This is a genomic window from Bradyrhizobium sp. 170 (assembly GCF_023101085.1).
Classification (GTDB): Bacteria; Pseudomonadota; Alphaproteobacteria; order Rhizobiales; family Xanthobacteraceae; genus Bradyrhizobium.
Genome location: NZ_CP064703.1, coordinates 3,825,279 through 3,843,289, shown reverse-complemented (window position 1 = coordinate 3,843,289; position 18,011 = coordinate 3,825,279). Strand labels below are relative to the sequence as shown.

At 61.2% G+C, this 18,011-nt stretch carries 13 protein-coding genes, 1 pseudogene and 1 riboswitch; of the genes and pseudogenes, 2 read left to right on the top strand and 12 right to left on the bottom strand.

The features are described 5' to 3' along the window. Nucleotides 1-143: 143 nt before the first annotated feature. The 3 genes from rocD to IVB05_RS17595 form a co-directional block, all read right to left on the bottom strand. Nucleotides 144-1,358 (bottom strand): ornithine--oxo-acid transaminase, encoded by a 1,215-nt coding sequence (gene rocD, locus IVB05_RS17605; RefSeq protein WP_247785846.1) that lies wholly within the window; start codon nt 1,356-1,358, stop codon nt 144-146. Between the two features lie 362 nt (nt 1,359-1,720). Next, nucleotides 1,721-1,996, bottom strand: a complete 276-nt coding sequence (locus IVB05_RS17600) for a hypothetical protein (RefSeq protein ID WP_247785845.1) — start codon at nt 1,994-1,996, stop codon at nt 1,721-1,723. A 239-nt stretch (nt 1,997-2,235) separates the two neighbouring features. Beyond that, on the bottom strand, nt 2,236-3,222 hold the full coding sequence (locus tag IVB05_RS17595) for a transglycosylase (RefSeq protein WP_247785844.1): 987 nt from the start codon (nt 3,220-3,222) through the stop codon (nt 2,236-2,238). A 115-nt stretch (nt 3,223-3,337) separates the two neighbouring features. Between IVB05_RS17595 and IVB05_RS17590 the strand changes: the two genes are divergently transcribed. Then, the gene (locus tag IVB05_RS17590) at nt 3,338-3,742 is read left to right on the top strand and encodes a hypothetical protein (RefSeq protein ID WP_247785843.1); all 405 of its coding nucleotides are present in this window, start codon (nt 3,338-3,340) and stop codon (nt 3,740-3,742) included. A gap of 395 nt (nt 3,743-4,137) precedes the next feature. Further along, nucleotides 4,138-4,315: pseudogene (locus tag IVB05_RS17585) on the top strand (SOS response-associated peptidase); the annotation flags it as partial. An 11-nt stretch (nt 4,316-4,326) separates the two neighbouring features. Here IVB05_RS17585 and IVB05_RS17580 read toward each other — a convergent pair. From IVB05_RS17580 to IVB05_RS17540, 9 genes are all read right to left on the bottom strand, one after another. Continuing rightward, the gene (locus IVB05_RS17580) at nt 4,327-4,599 is read right to left on the bottom strand and encodes a hypothetical protein (protein ID WP_247785842.1); all 273 of its coding nucleotides are present in this window, start codon (nt 4,597-4,599) and stop codon (nt 4,327-4,329) included. 313 nt (nt 4,600-4,912) lie between these two features. Then, a complete protein-coding gene (locus tag IVB05_RS17575; protein WP_346771864.1) occupies nt 4,913-7,066 on the bottom strand; it encodes a DEAD/DEAH box helicase in 2,154 nt (717 codons plus the stop codon). A 566-nt stretch (nt 7,067-7,632) separates the two neighbouring features. Then, nucleotides 7,633-11,181: an urea carboxylase gene (gene uca / locus IVB05_RS17570; RefSeq protein WP_247785841.1), complete on the bottom strand. Its 3,549-nt coding sequence runs from the start codon at nt 11,179-11,181 to the stop codon at nt 7,633-7,635. A 4-nt stretch (nt 11,182-11,185) separates the two neighbouring features. Then, a complete protein-coding gene (locus IVB05_RS17565; RefSeq protein ID WP_247785840.1) occupies nt 11,186-11,827 on the bottom strand; it encodes an urea amidolyase associated protein UAAP2 in 642 nt (213 codons plus the stop codon). 5 nt (nt 11,828-11,832) lie between these two features. Next, a complete protein-coding gene (locus IVB05_RS17560) occupies nt 11,833-12,669 on the bottom strand; it encodes an urea amidolyase associated protein UAAP1 (protein ID WP_247785839.1) in 837 nt (278 codons plus the stop codon). Between the two features lie 41 nt (nt 12,670-12,710). After that, nucleotides 12,711-13,502 carry an ABC transporter ATP-binding protein gene (locus tag IVB05_RS17555; protein WP_247785837.1) on the bottom strand — a complete coding sequence of 264 codons (792 nt, stop codon included), beginning with the start codon at nt 13,500-13,502 and terminating at the stop codon, nt 12,711-12,713. Next, complete coding sequence (locus tag IVB05_RS17550; protein WP_247786762.1) at nt 13,499-14,317, bottom strand: ABC transporter permease subunit; 819 nt, start codon at nt 14,315-14,317, stop codon at nt 13,499-13,501. The genes IVB05_RS17555 and IVB05_RS17550 overlap by 4 nt, the downstream gene beginning before the upstream one ends. 37 nt (nt 14,318-14,354) lie before the next feature. Then, nucleotides 14,355-15,428: a putative urea ABC transporter substrate-binding protein gene (locus IVB05_RS17545; RefSeq protein WP_247785835.1), complete on the bottom strand. Its 1,074-nt coding sequence runs from the start codon at nt 15,426-15,428 to the stop codon at nt 14,355-14,357. 76 nt (nt 15,429-15,504) lie between these two features. After that, a riboswitch (guanidine-I (ykkC/yxkD leader) is annotated at nt 15,505-15,616 on the bottom strand. 1,424 nt (nt 15,617-17,040) lie between these two features. Next, nucleotides 17,041-17,844 carry an NAD(P)-dependent oxidoreductase gene (locus IVB05_RS17540; RefSeq protein ID WP_247785833.1) on the bottom strand — a complete coding sequence of 268 codons (804 nt, stop codon included), beginning with the start codon at nt 17,842-17,844 and terminating at the stop codon, nt 17,041-17,043. Nucleotides 17,845-18,011 lie beyond the last annotated feature (167 nt).

The following is an 18,011-nucleotide window of genomic DNA, read 5'->3' as shown; positions in this document are numbered from 1 at the left end:
CACCAGTAGCTCGGGGAAGGGAAATAGCTCAGCATGCATGCATCCGCACGCGAGTTTTAAAATGGGTTTTCGGTATACCCGGAAGATGAGGCATGCGGCGTGTATTGAGACCAACAGAACGACGGCAATCGGCGGCGCTGGCCTCACGAGAAATCCTGCCACAAAGTGGCGGCGATCTGTTCCAGCGCCCAGTCGACCTGATCGCTGGAGATAACAAGCGGCGGGGCGATGCGAATCGTGTGCCCATGTGTGTCCTTGGCGAGGATGCCTCGGGCCTGCAGGGCCTGACAGTAGCGACGTGCACCGCCTGCTTCCGGGTGAAGCTCGACGGCCAGCATCAGCCCGCGTCCGCGCACTTCCCGGATCGTGTTGCTGCGGATGCTGCTCAGGCCATCGAGAAAACGGGTGCCCTGGGCGGCCGCGTTCTCGATCATCCCTTCCTCGACCAGCACGCGCAGCGCGGCCCGAGCCACCGCACAGGCCAGCGGATTGCCGCCGAAGGTCGACCCGTGCTGGCCAGGTTTCAGGGTGCCGAGCACCGCGTTGTTCGAAAGCACGGCCGACACTGGGTAAAAGCCGCCGGACAACGCCTTGCCGAGCAGCGTGACATCCGCCTCGATGCCCTCGTGCTGTTCCGCGAGCAGCTTGCCGGTGCGGCCGAGCCCGGTCTGGATCTCGTCCAAAATCAGCATCACGTCGTGCGCAGTGCAGAGTTGGCGCACTGCTGTAAAGTAATCTGACGGTGGGATGACGACGCCCGCTTCTCCCTGAATCGGTTCGACCAAAAAGGCGACCGTGTTGGGCGTGATTGCCTCCTTCAGCGCCGTCGCATCGCCGAAGGCGATGATCTTGAAGCCCGCCGCGAACGGTCCGAAATGGTCACGTGCCGCCGGGTCGGTGCTGAAGCCGATGATGCCAAGGGTGCGGCCGTGAAAATTATCGGCGCAGACGATGATCTCGGCCTGTCCGTCCGGCACCCCCTTCACCTCATAGCCCCATTTGCGCACCGACTTGATCGCACTCTCAACCGCTTCGGCGCCGCTGTTCATCGGCAGCACCTTGTGGGAGCCGGTCAGCGCCGCGATCTCTTCGTAGAAGAGGGCCAGCTGGTCGTTGTGAAAGGCGCGCGATGTCAGCGTCAGCCGGCCCGCCTGCTCCACCATCGCGGCCAAGATCTTCGGATGGCAGTGGCCCTGATTCACCGCGGAATAGGCGGAGAGGCAATCGAGGTAGCGATGTCCCTGCGTATCCCAAACAAAGACGCCCTCGCCGCGCGTCAGGACGACGCCGAGCGGTTCGTAGTTCCGGGCGCCAAAGCGCGCTTCCCTCGCGATGAAATCTGTGACCAATGGACCCATGTTTCGTCACTCCAGTTGGAGCGAACTGGCAGGCAGTGGGCTATCGCCATTTTCCAGCCTGCGAATGCCCGATGATCATCAAGTTACCACTGGACGCAATTGAGGTGATGGCCGTTTGGGGCCTGCCCAAGGGCGGTCGGCGCCCCAGTTCTCCTCGCGCTGCATGATCCCTCCAGCGAGACAGCCTGTCTAGTTGTATACCGACGACTTTCGCTCTACCCTCATAAACAGACATCGTTGCCGTGTGCCGACATGTTTCGAAGGTGCCAACTGCGGACTCACGCACCGCAACAGATAGCTCTGTTTTCGATCAACTCGTCGACGAGCAGCAAGACCGATTCCGAGATGGTGAGCCCGAGCGCCTAGCTCGTGGCTTCAAACCGGACATCGGCAATCCAATTGCGCTTGCGCCGGCTCAGGCGGGCTTGTTCACTCTCGCCCTCGAAGGTTACCGGCGCGCGTCGAAGCAGCGCAGGTTCCACATTCTCAAATGCGTTCACGCTGACGACGGCGTAGAGGCAGCCGTCGATTCGGCTAGTGACCACCGGCACCACGCCACACCCGGTGCACACGTGAAACTCGGCAGTCTTGGTGCCGAACGCGTATTTTGATGCGCGCGTGCGATCCTTGACGTTCACCGTGAGCGATCCGGTCGGGCACGAGGTCCAAACACCGCCATGCTTCGCGCAGAACGAGCAGGTGCAGGCCCGAGCCGGGATTTCTGACGGCTCCGGCCGCCAGTCGAGCGCGAAAAAGATATTGCCGCAATGGCAGCGACCGGAGATCAACATGGCACTTCCGCGGTCGTGAGTGCTACACTCTATCACATTGTTGAATGAGTATTGGCGGCAACTCCTGCCAACCACTCAACGGAAATTTACTGGGTCGCCCGTGCGGCGGCGGTGGCCATGTATTTCGAATAGAAATCAGCAACCCGGTCGCGCCACATTCCGACGAATGCCCCCGATGTCAATTTATCGACCGATTTCCACGCGTGTTTGACGGCAGGAAGAGTATTCCGCCAGATCGCGCGTTTGCACCATTTTTCGCCTTTCTCCCTGCCTTCGCTGGTGGCACACATGGATTTCCAAGCGATGCGATCAGGTTGGCTGATGTGCTCGGCTGCGCCTTCCCAGCCTTGTTGATGGATTAGGTAAAGATCGCTCAAAGTCGGCTTCTTGTGCGTCACCCACTCGAACAGAATGCCTTCGGTAATGACCTTGTAGGCCGCCGCAACGGCATTGTCGCGGGGATCACGAATCTGCCCGGAGCCGAATTTGTTGAACTCGTATTCGCTCAGTTGGAACAGGCCGATATACGACCCCGTGCGTTGCTTGGGATCGAAACCGGACTCGATCTTGGCAACCGCCTTCATGAAATTGAAATCCAGACCGAAAGCATCGGAAGCGCGCTTGATCTCCTCGACCGGCGTTCCGACCGCGGTGTCCTTGAGTGAACTCAAAACGATAGCCGCCGGCTTTTCGGCAGGCGGCAGTTCGGACCAGACGTAATAGATGAGATACCGGAAATCCTGCGTCACCGGTGCCGGCTTTGGAGCATCGTCGGGCGCATCGTGCGTTGCCGGCATCGGTTGGGCGGCATCATGATGGCCCAAGGCCATCCATTTTGCCTCGAAAGAATCGTCGCCGATTTCGGCTTGGGCCATCAACGACGGTCCGGAACCCGCGGCAGATGCCTCCGGGACGGCGGCGGAGAGCGCAGGCGCACCTGGCGTCTCGGCGCTCCCAGCCGCTTCCAGCATTGCGTTCGGCACGGTCGCGCCTGGCGTGTTTCCGCCAACCTGATGGATCATCCCCGTGAATGTTATGGCACTCACGATGCAGGTGGTCTGCAAGGCTTTCATTGCCCCCAACCCCGCGGCACGGTCCCCTAAAGAACGCTACACGCATGTTCCCCGTAGTCCAAGGCGAGTCTGATTTTAGTGGAATGTCCCAAGCGAGGCGACGGACAAGATTGGGATGGGTCACATTTACTGGAGCTGTTGCCTAAATGCGACATCCTTATCGCCGCTCGCAACTGCCAAGGCTATTGGCCTCGACATCCCGCCCACGATGCTCGCACTCGCGGATGAAGTCATCGGGTCTCCAGCAGTCGCGAAGTATTCCCGTCTGGGAGAGTTTTCGGACATCGCCCGCCGAATTGCCATTTTTTCCCGATTGCGTGAACTGGATCACAACGTCGCGCTCTCGTCCGTCGGAGAATGCAGGTTACGGAGGGCCCAGGCCATGACGAAACCTGAGAAGCGCGTCCCCCGTTGGCTCACGAACGACTTGATGATCCTTGTGGTCGGAGCGGTCATCATGATCGCAGCCGCCATGTGGTTAGGCACCAGCATTCAGCCCATGATCTCGCCTCCTAGCTGAACGTCCACGGTCCCCGAGGCTTGGAGTACGTTGGCAGCGCGGTGCAGCGGAGAAACCGGGCATGCCGCTCGCCCGCCAGCGTGAACCGGCTACCCGGTAAATCTATCGGAGAGTCGGAAGTTTCCGACTTCAGCGCCGCGGCCTCTCGAATCCGTGAACTCGCTTCACGGCCTCGGTTCCGAAGAAACGATCCAGCAGCCATTTTCCTGTTTGAACGAAGACGGCCGGAAACAATTACCCGCCATATTGAGGTTGCGATTGCGCGGGAGCTGTTTTTGCTCCTCGGCGTATTCCTCCCAAGACTTGGGCCGCCGAACGCCGGCGGCCCTTTTTTGTGAGCGGAGCTGTTCGTCACCAGGCGGCGACAAGCCTTTGCCGGTCGCGCTTTCGGTGGGATCGGCGAGCCGATCCACCCGAAGGCGATGCCGGTGATCTTGACGACCGACGAAGAGTGCGAACGTCTGGATACGCGCGCCCTGGGACGAGGCCAAGGCGCTGCAACGGCTGTTGGCGGACGGCGCGCTGATGATCGTCGCCCGCGGCGCGGACAAGGAAGACAAGGCGGCCGCGTGAAGCCTAACGATCTATGATCGTCGGGAATCGATTAACAAACAGCGGAGTTCATCGATCCGCCGCGCGAAGTCCAACGCATTGGCCTTCAACACCTCCACGGCGTGGCCGCGATGACCTTCATTTTCCAATTCTATGATTCGGTCGTTAAATTCGTTCAGGTGCTTTTGCAGTTTCTCGATTTCGTGTTGAATAGGAAAACGCGCAGCGGGATATTTGTCGACCTTGGCCTGGATCTCTGCGCGCATCGCCAAGAGATTGCCGAGTCTCGGCTGCCGTGCGATCATGGCCCCTCCGAATCGCGCGGTTGACCACATCATCCAATAACCAGCCCGGCGGGTGTGACAGCGCGTCATCGGGACGCCGCAACGAACCGCATGGGCACCGGCCGAGAATAAAAATGGCCCCAGCGCGTAACGCGCGCCGAGGCCATCCAAAGTATTCACATTTCAAACAGCCAGATAGGGTAGTGGGTACCCATCTGGCGCGCTAACAGGAGCGGGAAAAGCTGGCAACGTCTGCACAATAGTGAACAGAGCGTGGAAGATTGTTTGAGTGTGGCCCGCCAGCGTGGCGGCCCCCTCTACAATCCTCGACTATCTACCTACCCAAAGGTTTTCGGCGGATAGCAGCATCCGAAAGCGGAGCGACCTTCGTGACCACCGGAAGTCGATGAACGGGCGGCGAGGCGATGACACTGAGATCCCTGAAGCCCGCGAGACCTGCCGCGAGAGTCCGAGGAATCGGCGTGGCGCTCATCCAAAGGGCATGGACACCTTTGGCTAGTTCTGAAAGCTTCGCCTTCTCAGCCGCCCCAAAATGCTGTTCCTCGTCGATGATTATCAAACCGAGGTCGGCGAACTTCGCATCCTTGGAGGCGAGAGCCTGCGTTCCGACCACGACCTTCAATTTTCCGCTCTTTAGCCCCTCCTTCGCCTCCCTTGTTTCCGCGGCCGAAGCGGCTCGCGACAAGCGACCCACCTCGATATTGAATGGGGCAAAACGTTTGCGGAAAGTCGCGACATGCTGTCTTGCCAAGACGGTCGTCGGTACGGCAATCGCGACCTGTTTCCCTGACAGCACGACGGCGGCCGCCGCTCGCAATGCTACCTCGGTCTTGCCGAACCCGACGTCGCCGCAAATGACCCTGTCCATGGGGTGGCCGGACGCAAGGTCATCTAGGACGTCCCGAACGGCCTTCGCTTGGTCGACCGTCGTGAAATACGGAAAACGTGCGACGAACCTCTCATAGACGGGGCCTGGAGGTGCAAGTTTCGGCGCCCGCCGGCGGCGTCGCTGGCTGATGTACTTGGAGAGCTGCTTGCCGGCGATTTGAATTTCTTGCTCAGCCTCCGTACGTCGAGCCCACCATGTACTTCCATCCGCCTTGTCCAGGGTTAGCTCGCCAAGCTCCGATGCGTACGGCCAGATCAGGGCGAGGTCAGCGGGTGGAACCAGAACGGCATCTTCTCCCGCAAATACGAGCCGGATCATGTCGCGCGACGACACGTCTCCGGTTGCCACCGATTGCAATCCGTCGAGCAAGCCCAGTCCCCGCTGCAGATGAACGACTACGGAGCCTAACTCCGGCACATCCGTGTGGTCGAAAGCCGCATTCCAAGCTCTGGCCATCGGCTGCGGATGATGAGCTCTGCTGCCGAGCACGTCGGAAGCAGTCACGACGACAAGAGGCTTCCGACCAGGCACGACAAAACCCGCATCGAAGTCGACCAGAAGCGACGCTTCTCGGTTGCGTTCGGCCGTTGCCTCGCTCCAGTCAGGAAAGCGCTCCGCCTTAACCCCGCTCAACCGTTCCATAGCGCGCAGGTCCTCCTCCTGCGCCGCAACGAATACCAGGCGCGAGCCGGCGACGCCTCGCGTCTCATCGACGAATGCACGCAGCTCCTTCCTCGGCGATGCGACCTTCGAAAAGTCCGGCGTGGGACGGAACGCAGCCTTGTGGGACAACACCTTCATACGCTTGGCTCGGCGTTTCCAGTCCCGTCTCCCAAGGTATTCGCGCTCTGTTTCTGTGCGACCGGCCGCCTCCTCGATCGTGCTCAGCCAGCTGTCAGCGTGCTCGGGAACCCCGGCGTCCGCGATCCACTTGGATCGCTCGCAATAGTCGAACAAATTCGACCGTTTTCCACGTATCCTCCCGAATGGAAGTCGCTCCGACATGGGATCAATAAGAAGCTCCTTCACTTCGGAAAGAACCTCTTGTCCTATCGGGTCGAACGCGGCAATCCGGCGTATCACCTGCCCGGAATGTTCTATTCTGAAAGGACCGAGTGCACCTGCCGGAAAGATCTCGAACGTGTTTCCGTGAAACAGGACGCCACCTGGATAATCCGGCTCGTCATCGAGGTCATATCCGAGGGCTTCGAGCCGCGCACGAAGATCCCGTTCGGAAAACGCAGAGCCCACCTTCAGACCAACGCTTGCGCGAGACCAGCTCGCCGGCATGGGCAAGCGCTCCATCACGGCCTCTGCCGTGGACACGAGCAGTATCGGCTTCTTTGGCTTAGCGAGGCGCCTCAAGACCGAACTTCGTCTACCCGCGATTTCGCGTGATGGCTCCAGCTGGTCGAACGGCAGAGTATTTAGTCTCGGGAAAACAAGCACATCGCATGAGGGATCGAGGGCATGAATGACGGCACCTAGTCGCTCGGCTCTATTTTCGTTTTCAGACAGAAAGACGATGCCGTTGCCGCAAGCCTTCCTCCGTTGCGCCAGCAAATGGAGAGCCATCAAGCCCAAGGGCGCTGAAGAAGAGATCGCGGTACGCGGTGAAGACTTCCTTCGCTTTGATGCCCCGCTGGCAGCGGGCGCTTTGCTAGAACGGACCACGTTGAACCCGCCGTTGTTTCGCGATCAGTTTCGCCTGATTGCGAGAGCTTTTCCGATCAAGCCCATCCTTCTGGCACCTACGCCAATGGCTGGGTGCATACGCGAATTTCGTCGCGAACTCACGTCCCGGTCTATTCGTCCCTTGAGACGTCGCTTTGGCGCGGAGGCGCCTCGATCGTACCCCCTCGCTTCCGCATAGAATAGATAAGATACGAAGTCTGGAATTGTTCATCGCGTCGGCAGCCATCGCAAATGGGCGGCCGGAAATTTCCAGTTGCTCGCATTGAGCCGCGCGCTCTGCTCAAGCGGTAGTGCGCCCACTACTATCTGCGAGCACGAGTGTGCGGCCGCTTGGATGGATTGGATTTCTTGTCGGCTTGATATTGGAAGGCCGGAGCGTACAACCCAAAAACGGGCTTATGGTACACCGACGTGAACGAGTTCTGCAATATCGCGCCCTCCAAAACCACCTAGCCCTCCTTGATCAAGGCGACGACGTCGCCCGCGCGCAAAGTCTGCCCTGGTTTGACACGTACCGACGATAGACGGCCGGCAACCGGAGCCAATACGCGGATTTCCATTTTCATCGATTCGATGATCGCAACAACGTCGCCTGCCGCCACATCCGCGCCCACATCGCCGAAAATTTTCCAGACGTTTCCCGGCACTTCCGAAAATACGCCGGAATGGCCATCGGGAATGTCGTCGACTACTGCCGCGCTTGCGGCGACTTCGTCCGGTACCTCGTCGATGCGCAGCTCCGCCCAGCGCCGGCGTTCGGCATCGAAGGCCGCCTGCTGCCCCCGCTTGAAGGCCACGATCGAGTCACGATCACGCTGCAAGCCGTCGGCGTAGTCTGCGTAGGAAAACTCAGCAGGCTCGATCTTCACCGGATAGCCGCCGTGCGGAAACGCCGTGCGCGCTTCCATCAGTTCTTCGGCGCTGACCGGGAAAAACCGTATCTGATCGAAGAACCGCAATAGCCATGGATGCCCCGGCGCGAACTCCGGCGTGGTGCGCCAAGTGTTCCACATCTGGATGGTGCGGCCGAACAGCTGATAACCGCCGGGGCCTTCCATGCCGTAGATACACATATAGGCGCCGCCGATGCCGACGGCATTTTCCGGCGTCCAGGTGCGGGCGGGATTGTACTTGGTCGTCACCAGACGATGACACGGATCGATCGGGGTCGCGACCGGCGCGCCGAGATAGACATCGCCCAGTCCCAACACGAGATAGGCGGCATCGAACACGATCCGCTTGACCTCGTCCTCGCTGACGAGCCCGTTGATGCGCCGGATGAACTCGATGTTCGACGGACACCAGGGCGCATTGCGCCGCACCAGTTCCTGATATTTCTGCATCGCCAGCACGATCTGCGGGTCATTCCACGACAACGGCAGATGGACGATGCGACTTGGCACCTTCATCGCATCGACCGGCGGCAGACCGCGCTCGAGTTCGCGCAACACTTCGAGCAGGCGGCGGCGCGACAGTACCGTGCTGTCATAGTGAATCTGTAGCGAACGGATTCCGGGCGTCAGATCGATCAGACCCCGCAACCGCGCATCCGCGACCGCTTGCGCCAGCACGTGCACGCGCAACCGCAGCGCGATGTGGAGCTCCATCGGCCCGTATTCGACCAGAAGGTTGTCGTCACCGGCCCGACGGTAAACCACCGGCACGGGACCGTCATCGCTGCGGCCGACGATCGCCGATCCGAGCGGCGCGCCTGCGCGCGTGACCTTTGATCCCATCACGGGATCATTGCCGCGAAACACCGGCGCGAAGCGGACCTTGTCGCCGGGCTTGAGCTGGCCGATCTTCCAAAGTTCGTCGCGCGCTACTACGGCGGGACACACGAACCCGCCGAGACTCGGACCATCGGGCCCGAGAATGATGGGCATGTCCCCGGTGAAATCGATCGACCCCACCGCATAGGCATTGTCGTGAATGTTCGAGGGATGCAGCCCGGCTTCGCCACCATCGGAGCGCGCCCATTTCGGCTTCGGTCCGATCAGCCGCACACCGGTCCGCGCGCTGTTAAAGTGCACTTCGTAGTCGGAGGCGAACAGAGTCTCGATATCCTCATCGAGGAAGAAGTCCGGCGCGCCGTGCGGGCCGTAAATCACGCCAATGGTCCACTCCCGCGTCAGCCGAAGAAGCTCATCAGCGGCAAGAGGTCGCGGCATCGGCAGGTCACCTGCCACCTTGCCGATATGCAGGACTTCACTGACCTTGAGCGCCCCGGTGGCATGACCGCCGAAGGAGCCCAGAGTGAACACGGCGCGCGAGCCCAAAATTTGCGGAGCGTCGAAACCGCCGCGCACGGCGAGATAGCAACGCTGCCCCGCGCCTTCGATGCTGCCGATCGCCAGCACCTGGCCGGCGCGGATCGTCACCGGCACGTTGTTATCGACGTCGACGCCATCGAGCTTGGCGGCCATACGCGCCCCGGCCAGACCGATCACGGCATCGACGTTGAACCGCAAGGTCGGCCCATTGACAGTCAATTCAAGCGCGGCAGTCACTTGGGGATTGCCGACGATGGTGTTGGCAAGACGGAACGAGCGTTCATCCATTGGGCCGCTCGGCGGTACCCCGACGTGCCAAAGATGCAGCCGGCCCGGCAATTCCTGCAAGCCTGATTGCGCGCCGGGCGCCAGCACGTCGATGGTGCGCGGCGCGAATGACAGCCCCGCGAGAACATTGGTGGCGACGCGGCCGGTGTGGAAGACCTCTGAAGCTGCGATGGCGCGCAGATATTCAAGATTGGTCTCGATCCCAGCGATCGTGGTCGCATCAAGCACGCGCATCAGCTTCGCAATCGCATCGGCACGCGTGTTGGCAGCGACGATCACCTTGGCCAGCATCGGATCATAGAACGGCGTCACCTCGACGCCGGTCTCGATCCAACTATCGACGCGCACGTCGTCGGGGAAGTCCACGCAGGTCAGGCGTCCGGCGCTCGGCCTAAATCCGGCGCTGGGATTTTCCGCATAGATCCGGACCTCGATGGCCGCCCCCTTCGGCGTCAGCGTGCCGAGGCCTTCGAGCACGTCCTCGCCGGCCGCCTGCCGCACCATCCATTCGACGAGGTCGATGCCGAATACGGCTTCCGTCACGGGATGCTCGACCTGCAACCGGGTGTTGACTTCGAGGAAATAGAAATCCTGCCGCTCGACATCGTAAATGAATTCCACGGTTCCTGCGGATTCGTAACTGACGCTCTTGCCGAGCGCCACAGCGGCCTGATGCAGCCGCGTGCGCATCTCATGGCTGAGCCCCGGCGCTGGTGTTTCCTCGACAACTTTCTGGTTGCGGCGCTGGAGCGAGCAATCGCGCTCGCCGAGCGCCACAACGCCGCCCTTGCCGTTGCCGAAAATCTGCACCTCGATATGCCGGGCCTCGGCGACGAAACGCTCGAAATAGACCCGGGCGTCACCGAAGCTCGCCCGCGCCGTGCGCTGCACCGTGTCGAAGCGTTCGCGCAACATCTGCGCATCCTGACAGAGTTGCATGCCGATCCCGCCGCCACCGGCGGTGCTCTTCAGCATCAGGGGAAAGCCGATGCGCATCGCTTCCGCCATGGACTCGTCGACCGCGTCCAGCAGCCCCGACCCCGGCAGCAGCGGCACCCCGCTGCGTTCGGCAAGCTCGCGCGCCTTGTGCTTCAACCCGAACGCATCGAGATGTTCCGGCCGCGGCCCGATGAAGGCGATGCCGTGCTGCGACAGTACTTCGGCAAAGCGGCGGTTTTCCGAGAGAAACCCATAGCCGGGATGCACCGCCTGGGCACCAGTCTCCAGGCATGCCTCAATGATCGCATCGATATTGAGATAGCTCTCCGCCGCGGCCGCCGGGCCGACGCGCACCGCCTCATCGGCGTCGCGCACGGAGCGGGTGAAACGGTCAGCATCGGAATAAACCGCGACGGAGGCAATCCCCATGCGGCGCAAGGTGCGGCCAATCCGCCCGGCGATTTCACCGCGGTTGGCAATCAGGACTTTCTGGAACATCCCATCAATCCTCTTGCGCTTCGAAGATCACCACGCGAACGGGCGTCGGAAAAAAGCCGTTGCAGGGATTATTGATCTGCGGGCAGTTGGATATCAGGCACAGCACGTCCATCTCCGCGACCATATCGATGTGATCGCCGGGCTTCGACACGCCATCGACCACGGTGAAATTACCGGATGGATCGATCGGCACGTTCATGAAGAAGTTCAGATTGGGAACGATGTCGCGCTTCGACAAGCCGTGCTTGGCGGCCTCGATCAAAAAATTCTCGCGGCAGGCGTGGAGATATTTGGTGCCGTGACCGAAGCGGACGGTGTTGCTTTCGCACGAACAGGCGCCTGCGGAGGTATCATGCAGGCCGCAGCTATCGGCCACCACGCGCAACATCGTGCGCCCCTCATTGGACATGATGCGGGTGCCCGTGCCGACATAGGCGGAGCCTTGCGCCCGCAGCGTGTCCTGACCGCTGTAACGCTCCTGCAGATCGGAGGCGCAGTAGAACAACGTATCCACCGCCTGCTGGCCGTGGCTGTCGATGATGCGAAGCGTCTGGCCTTTGCGAATGATGGCGGACCAGGGTGCGCGGGCGACAATCTCGGTGTCGAGTACAACGCGCGCGGAAGCCGGGAGAGAATGCATGCTCATGACGTTCACCCGGCTACGCTGAGGTCAGCCAAAAAGGCGTTGTTCTCGAAGGCGCGCATCGCCTCCGCGCTCGCGGTCCGACACAAGTCGTCTGCCCCGGCAGGTATTGGCCGATGGCGGATCACCTCCACGGCCTCAGGCGCATAAGTCGGTGCCGGATCGAACGGATGCGGACAGTTCGACAGCGCCACCAGCAGATCCATCTCGGCGCGAAGATCGACGAAATCACCGGCATGTCTGCGGTTCGCTCCCCACTGAAACCGCCCCTCTGCATCGACACTGACAGGCGCGAAAAAGCTGATGCACGGCGCGACATCGCGGCGGCCAAGCCCGAGTTTGCCGGCGGCGAGAATGAAATTGTCGCGGGTGTTGCGGGTATCGGCAACACCATATCGGGCCGCGTTGGTAGCCGCGGTGGAGCCGCCCGCGAGGGTATCGTGAACCCCGCTGGTATCCTCGATGATGCTGAATAGCACACGGCCCATATCGGACAGAATCACGCGGCCCTTGCGCAGGCTCGCGGCCCATTGCACCTTGATGGTGTCGGCATGGTTGAGCCGCTCGCTAGGATCGGCGGCGCTCCACGCCAGCAGACTGACGCAGGATGCGCCTGAGGTGTTGATCAGCCGCAGGGCTTCGCCACGATGAAGGCGCGTCGTCCAATACCAGCCGCCGGGAATGGTTTCACGATGAAGGACTGCGGCGTCCGCGATCGGTACGCCGTCGAGTGGTGTCGGCGGCGGCAAGGCGCGCGGCGCCTGCCCCTGACCGGCGGCCTTCAAATCTTCATAGCGCCGCTTGTGGGCCGCGATGTCGGCCTGCTGCTGTTCGGTTAGGATCATGGTTTGCCCTTTCTCAGACAAGCGCGCCGGGCCGTCCCGGCTCATGCTCCCTTTTCGGCAAGGTCGTCCCGGCCGGAGCGTAATTTCGACAGATTCCGCGCCTGGGCGGCGCGGCGCGGAAACACTTCAAGGTCTCGCGAGATAGTGGCGCCATAGCGCTCGCGTTCCTCGGGACGATCGCGACTACGCTCGAACGCAACGACGCGCGTCGCCAGGCGGAACGCCTCGCTCAAATCATGAGTGACCATCACCACCGTGAGGTCGGTTTCGTTCCACAGCCGTTTCATCAGCACATGGATATCGGCCCGGATGCCGGGATCGAGCGCGCCGAACGGCTCGTCGAGTAGCAGGATTTTGGGGCCGCGCATCACCGCCTGCGCCAAAGCCAGACGTTGTTGCATGCCGCCAGACAGTGACGCCGGGTATTTGCCCTCATGTCCGGCAAGGCCGACCTCGGCGAGCAGCGTCATCGCCTCGTCCACCGCCTCGCGCCTGGCCGCACCGAACAGCCGGCCCGTCAGTTTGGCATGCTGCAGCTCGCGCCCCAGCACCACGTTCTCAAGCACGGTCAAATGCGGAAATACCGAATAGCGCTGAAACACCACACCGCGACCCGCATCCGGCTCGTGCGTCAGCGGCACACCGTCGATCAGTATCTGCCCACGCGTCGGGGCTTCCTCACCCAGCAGCATGCGCAGGAAGGTGGTCTTGCCGCAGCCGGACGGGCCGACCAGCGCGATGAAGGCGCGCGGCGCGACATCGAGCGTGATCCGCTCCAGCACGATATGGTCGCCATATTCCTTCCAGACATTGTCGAAACGGATCGCGCTCATTCCGCCCTCACCGATGCAAACCAGGGGAACAGCTTGCGCTGCAGCAGGCTCAGCCCGGCATCCATCAGAAAGGCGAGCAGCGTAATCCAGATGACGTAGGGAATAATCACGTCCATCGCGAGATAGCGCCGCACCAGGAAGATGCGATAGCCGAGCCCCGAATCGGATGCGATCGCCTCCGCGGCTATCAGGAACAGCCAGGCCGGTCCGAGTTGCAAGCGCAGCGAGTCGACCAGCCGCGGCAGGATCTGCGGCAGCACCACGCGCAGCGCCACCTGCCAGGTCGAAGCGCCAAGCGTCTGCGCCTTGATGAGTTGCTCACGCGGCAACTCCAGCACCTTCATGGTGAGATCGCGAATGATGCAGGGCAAGGTGCCTATCACGATCAGGGCGATCTTGGAGTTTTCGCCAAGCCCCATCACGATAAACAGGATCGGCAGCAACGCCAGTGGCGGCACCATCGACATCACCCCGACAAAGGACGCCAGCATGGCGTTAGCGCCAGGCAGCAGGCCAATCACGATGCTTAATACAAGGGCCGCCGAGGTCGAAATCGCCAGCGCCGAGACCAGCCTGCCGAGACTCGAGATCGTGTCCGCCAGCATGAAATTGGTGCCGGTACGGACATCAATCTCGAAAGCCATGTGTTTGACTGCCTGCGCCATGGTTGGTAGCGCAGGCAGCAACTTGTCATTGGGATTTTCCGCAAGCCGCATGCTCGAACCGGCGAAATAGGCGATCGCCAGCAATACGAACGGCAGTGCGGCGAGATAGAACCGCGCCTGCCTGTTCGGCTTGATGTTCATGAGCCGCATCGTCATCCCCGCTTCAAACCCCGAATCGGGTCAGCGATCAGAGTTTTCCCTTGGCTGCGGCATCCATAAAGCTGGCGTCAAAGCGCAGCTTGACGTTCTTCTTGTCGCCAATCACGCTCTTGTCGCCCAGCTCGATGCCGATGACGTCAGCCGATTTGGCGTCCTTGCCGAGCAACGCCTTATCGAACAGGAACTTGCGCACCCGATCCATGGTGGTGCCGACCGCCGCACTCTTGGTAAAGGCTTCCGCGTCCGCCGCCTTGTCGAATAGCTTGGTCGAGGCGAGTTGGCTGTCGAAGCCGGCGAGATCGGTGCCCGAGGCCTTGGCCATGGCTTCCTTCGCGGCTTTGCCTTCCGCTCCAGCGGCTTGCATTTTTGCGATGGTCTCGTACCAGATGCCGACCAGCGCCTTGCCGAAATTGGGATTGTCTTTCAGCACCGCCGTATTGACCACCATCAGATCCATGATCTCGCCGGGAATCTGCGAAGAATCGAACACCTTCTTGGCGTCGGGCGAACCCAGAATTTCCGAGACGATCGGATTCCACGTCACCACCGCGGTCACTTCAGGCGTCTTGTAGGCCGCCGCCATATCGGCATCGGAAGTGTTGACGACCTTGATGTCCTTCTCGGCGAGATGTTTGCTCTCCAGCGCCCGCGCAAGCAAATAGTGCGAGACCGAGAACTCGACCAGATTGATCTTCTGGCCCTTGATGGCGGCGAGATCGCCCTTGTTCTTCAGGATGACGGCATCGTTGCCGTTGGAGAAGTCGCCCATCACGATCGCCGTGGTGTCGACACCGCCGGCGGCGGGAATCGACAGCGCGTCCATGTTGGTGATGGTCACCGCATCGAACGCACCGGCGGTGTATTGATTGACGGATTCGACGTAGTCGTTGAACTGCTTCACTTCGATGGTAAGGCCGTATTTGTCGGCCCATTTCTTGACGATGCCGGTGTCGGCGGCATAGCCCCACGGCATCCAGCCAACATAGATCGACCATGCGACCTTGAAGTCCTTTTTCGGCGCCGCATGCGCCGGCGCAGCAACAACGGCCGCCAGCGTCGTTACAAAAATGATGGATCGGAGCAGTGATATGAGTCTGTTCATAGCAGATCCCTCTTGCAAAACTTACAAAAAGGGACCGGCGACAGACCATCGCTTTGCCAATCCCTTGGCTAACGAGGTCTCCCGGGCTTTTATCCCGCCGTGCACTTGCGGGGATTTCTCCCCCGCAAGCGGCTGCTCTCGGACCAGCGCTTTGCAGGCGCAAAGCCGGAACCCTAGCAACCAACTCGGCGAGAGAGAAGCACGAGATGTGCCAGTTTCCTTCTATTGAATCGCAATGGTTTTTTGCAATGGCACAGCACGTCCATTTGAGGTGTCCGCATTCCCATCGGGCAGCTGCTCAGTAAATGGGCAATCAATTGAGCTTTTTTTCTTTTGGGGCGTGGGGCATCATTGTGTCCGCGCGGACAATTGCCATGAGAGCGCTGAGCGGATGTCAAAATGAAATGGTTGCGAAGCGGACTGCGCGTGCTGCTGATCGGTCTGCATGGACGGTTCGGTCTTAGCGTGGCAACCGACAAGGATCGCCCTGGCTGATTAGGCAAACGACAGTTGGAGCGGGCGGCTACACGCTTACGCCGCTCTCTCATCCGGGAGCCTCACTCGCCCGTCCGATTTCTTCCAGGTCGAGTTGTCAGATTGAAGACGGAGGTAGCGGGTGCAAAAAGGTCTAGCGAAAATGTCGCCTCAATGATTCGGCGGCCAATAGCGGTCGTCCCGACAAGGACGCGATTGCCGAGTAGGCCCGGGGAATTTCACCCCGAGCCCCTCACAGAACCGGACTTGACACTCTTGCGTCATCCGGCTCGTGCCACCGCGCGAAGGCTGCCGCCTTCCATTGAACATCGGGTTCCTCCCGTTGCTGGTTGACCCAAGCCAAATGGCGATGGCCCGCTCCCTTCGCTCCACGGGCATTACACCCGCTTCATCGCTACTACGAAGCAGTCCGCCCCTGCCCGGCGCATCGGTACTTTCGGCCTCGCGGTTGGAGCCGCTTGCGCCTTATCCCATAGCATCGCCGATCAGGTTCTCACGTTCCGTACAAGAGCCTGGTTGAGCTTCGCGCCGCCTACATGCCGGATGCCGCTTGGGCCGTCTCAGGACACCTCCCAAGTTGATCCCGGAGGAAGGGTCACCCCCCGGTTTTGACATCGTCTAATCCGCTTTCGACACTTCATCGACGGTTTGCTTGCGCTCGCCTCTCTCAACCTTGCCTGCCGGAATCTTGTCCCGAGCGTTTCCGCAGCGTTCACCACCATCGCTCTTGACGACAGCAGCTTGGGGTGGCTTGAGATCACCCCCTGATTGTCGACCTCGAAGAGCCCTCCTTCATCTCTCGCACAGTTGCGCACCGCCGTGTGGACCGGCGATGCTCGTGACACAAGACCCATTGCGGAAGTCGCACCTTGTGCCGCACAGCTGCCTGTCGCCTCGCAAGAATATCCCGTGTCGCAAAACATATTTGCACTAAACCGCTACCGGTGGGACCGGTGATGCAGTTGAATTTAAAGGCCGGGGCACTTTGCGCTGGCGTCTCGTCGACTTGTTCCAGGAGCGGTCCCCCCGGCCTTCCAGTGGACTCATTGCGGCGACTGCCGGAAGTGCCGGTGGAATGGCTCAGTCGCTCTTCCCGCCACGGCGACCGGGTGACCCGCTACTCGATCCGTGCAAGGTCGCCGTCGAACCCCATTTGCGTATAGGGGCCGCCGTGGAATTCCCGCGAGATCGCATCCTCGGTGTCCGGGGTGCGCAGGATGTCGGCCGCATAATCCTCCGATTTGTCCTGCGGACGATAGCCGAGGAACTCGATGCCTGCATTGCGGTAGCGGTTGCGCGTGTTGTTGGAGACGCCGTAGACGACGATGAAATGATAGTCGGGCGCATCGATGCAACATCCGACCAGTTGCACGGCGTCGCGCGGGCTGAGCCAGACATGGAGCAGACGGCGATCCGCCGGCTTGTCGCGAAAGGCGCCGATGCGGAGGCAGGCTACCGACAGGCCGTGCTTGTCGGCGAACAGGCGTCCGACCGCCTCGCCGAACACCTTGCTCACCCCGTAGACGCCGTCCGGCCGCGGAACGACCATCTGGTCGATGAAGCGGGGGCGCCGATAGAACCCGACCGCGTGATGCGAGCTCGCATAGATGACGCGACGCACACCTTGGCGCCGCGCTGCCTCGAACACATTCCAGGTTCCGACCACGTTGTTGGGCAGGATCTTGTCCCACGTGTCCTCGCCTGCGATCGCGCCGAGGTGGACAACGCAATCAACGCCCCGCATGGCGACTTCCACCTCGGCGAGATCGGCGAGATCGGCGCGCACGATCTCTTCGCCGGCGCGTGCCGGATCGAGCGGCGCGATATCGGAAAGGCGCAGCACCGCGTAGCGTTCACGCAAGCCTTCGCGCAAGGTGCTTCCGATTTTCCCGGCCGCGCCGGTGATGAGAATGCGATTCATGCGACCTCCTCTCAAAATTGATGCCGGCCGGCGGGCGGGTCGAACCGCGGGGTCCTTCGCAGCGGGGAATCGATACGAGGAGCGCGCGCCTTGCAACGCACCTCGGATGGTTGATACCACACATGAAGGTCGCGACGTCAGCCTTTGGCACTTTTGGGACATACGGA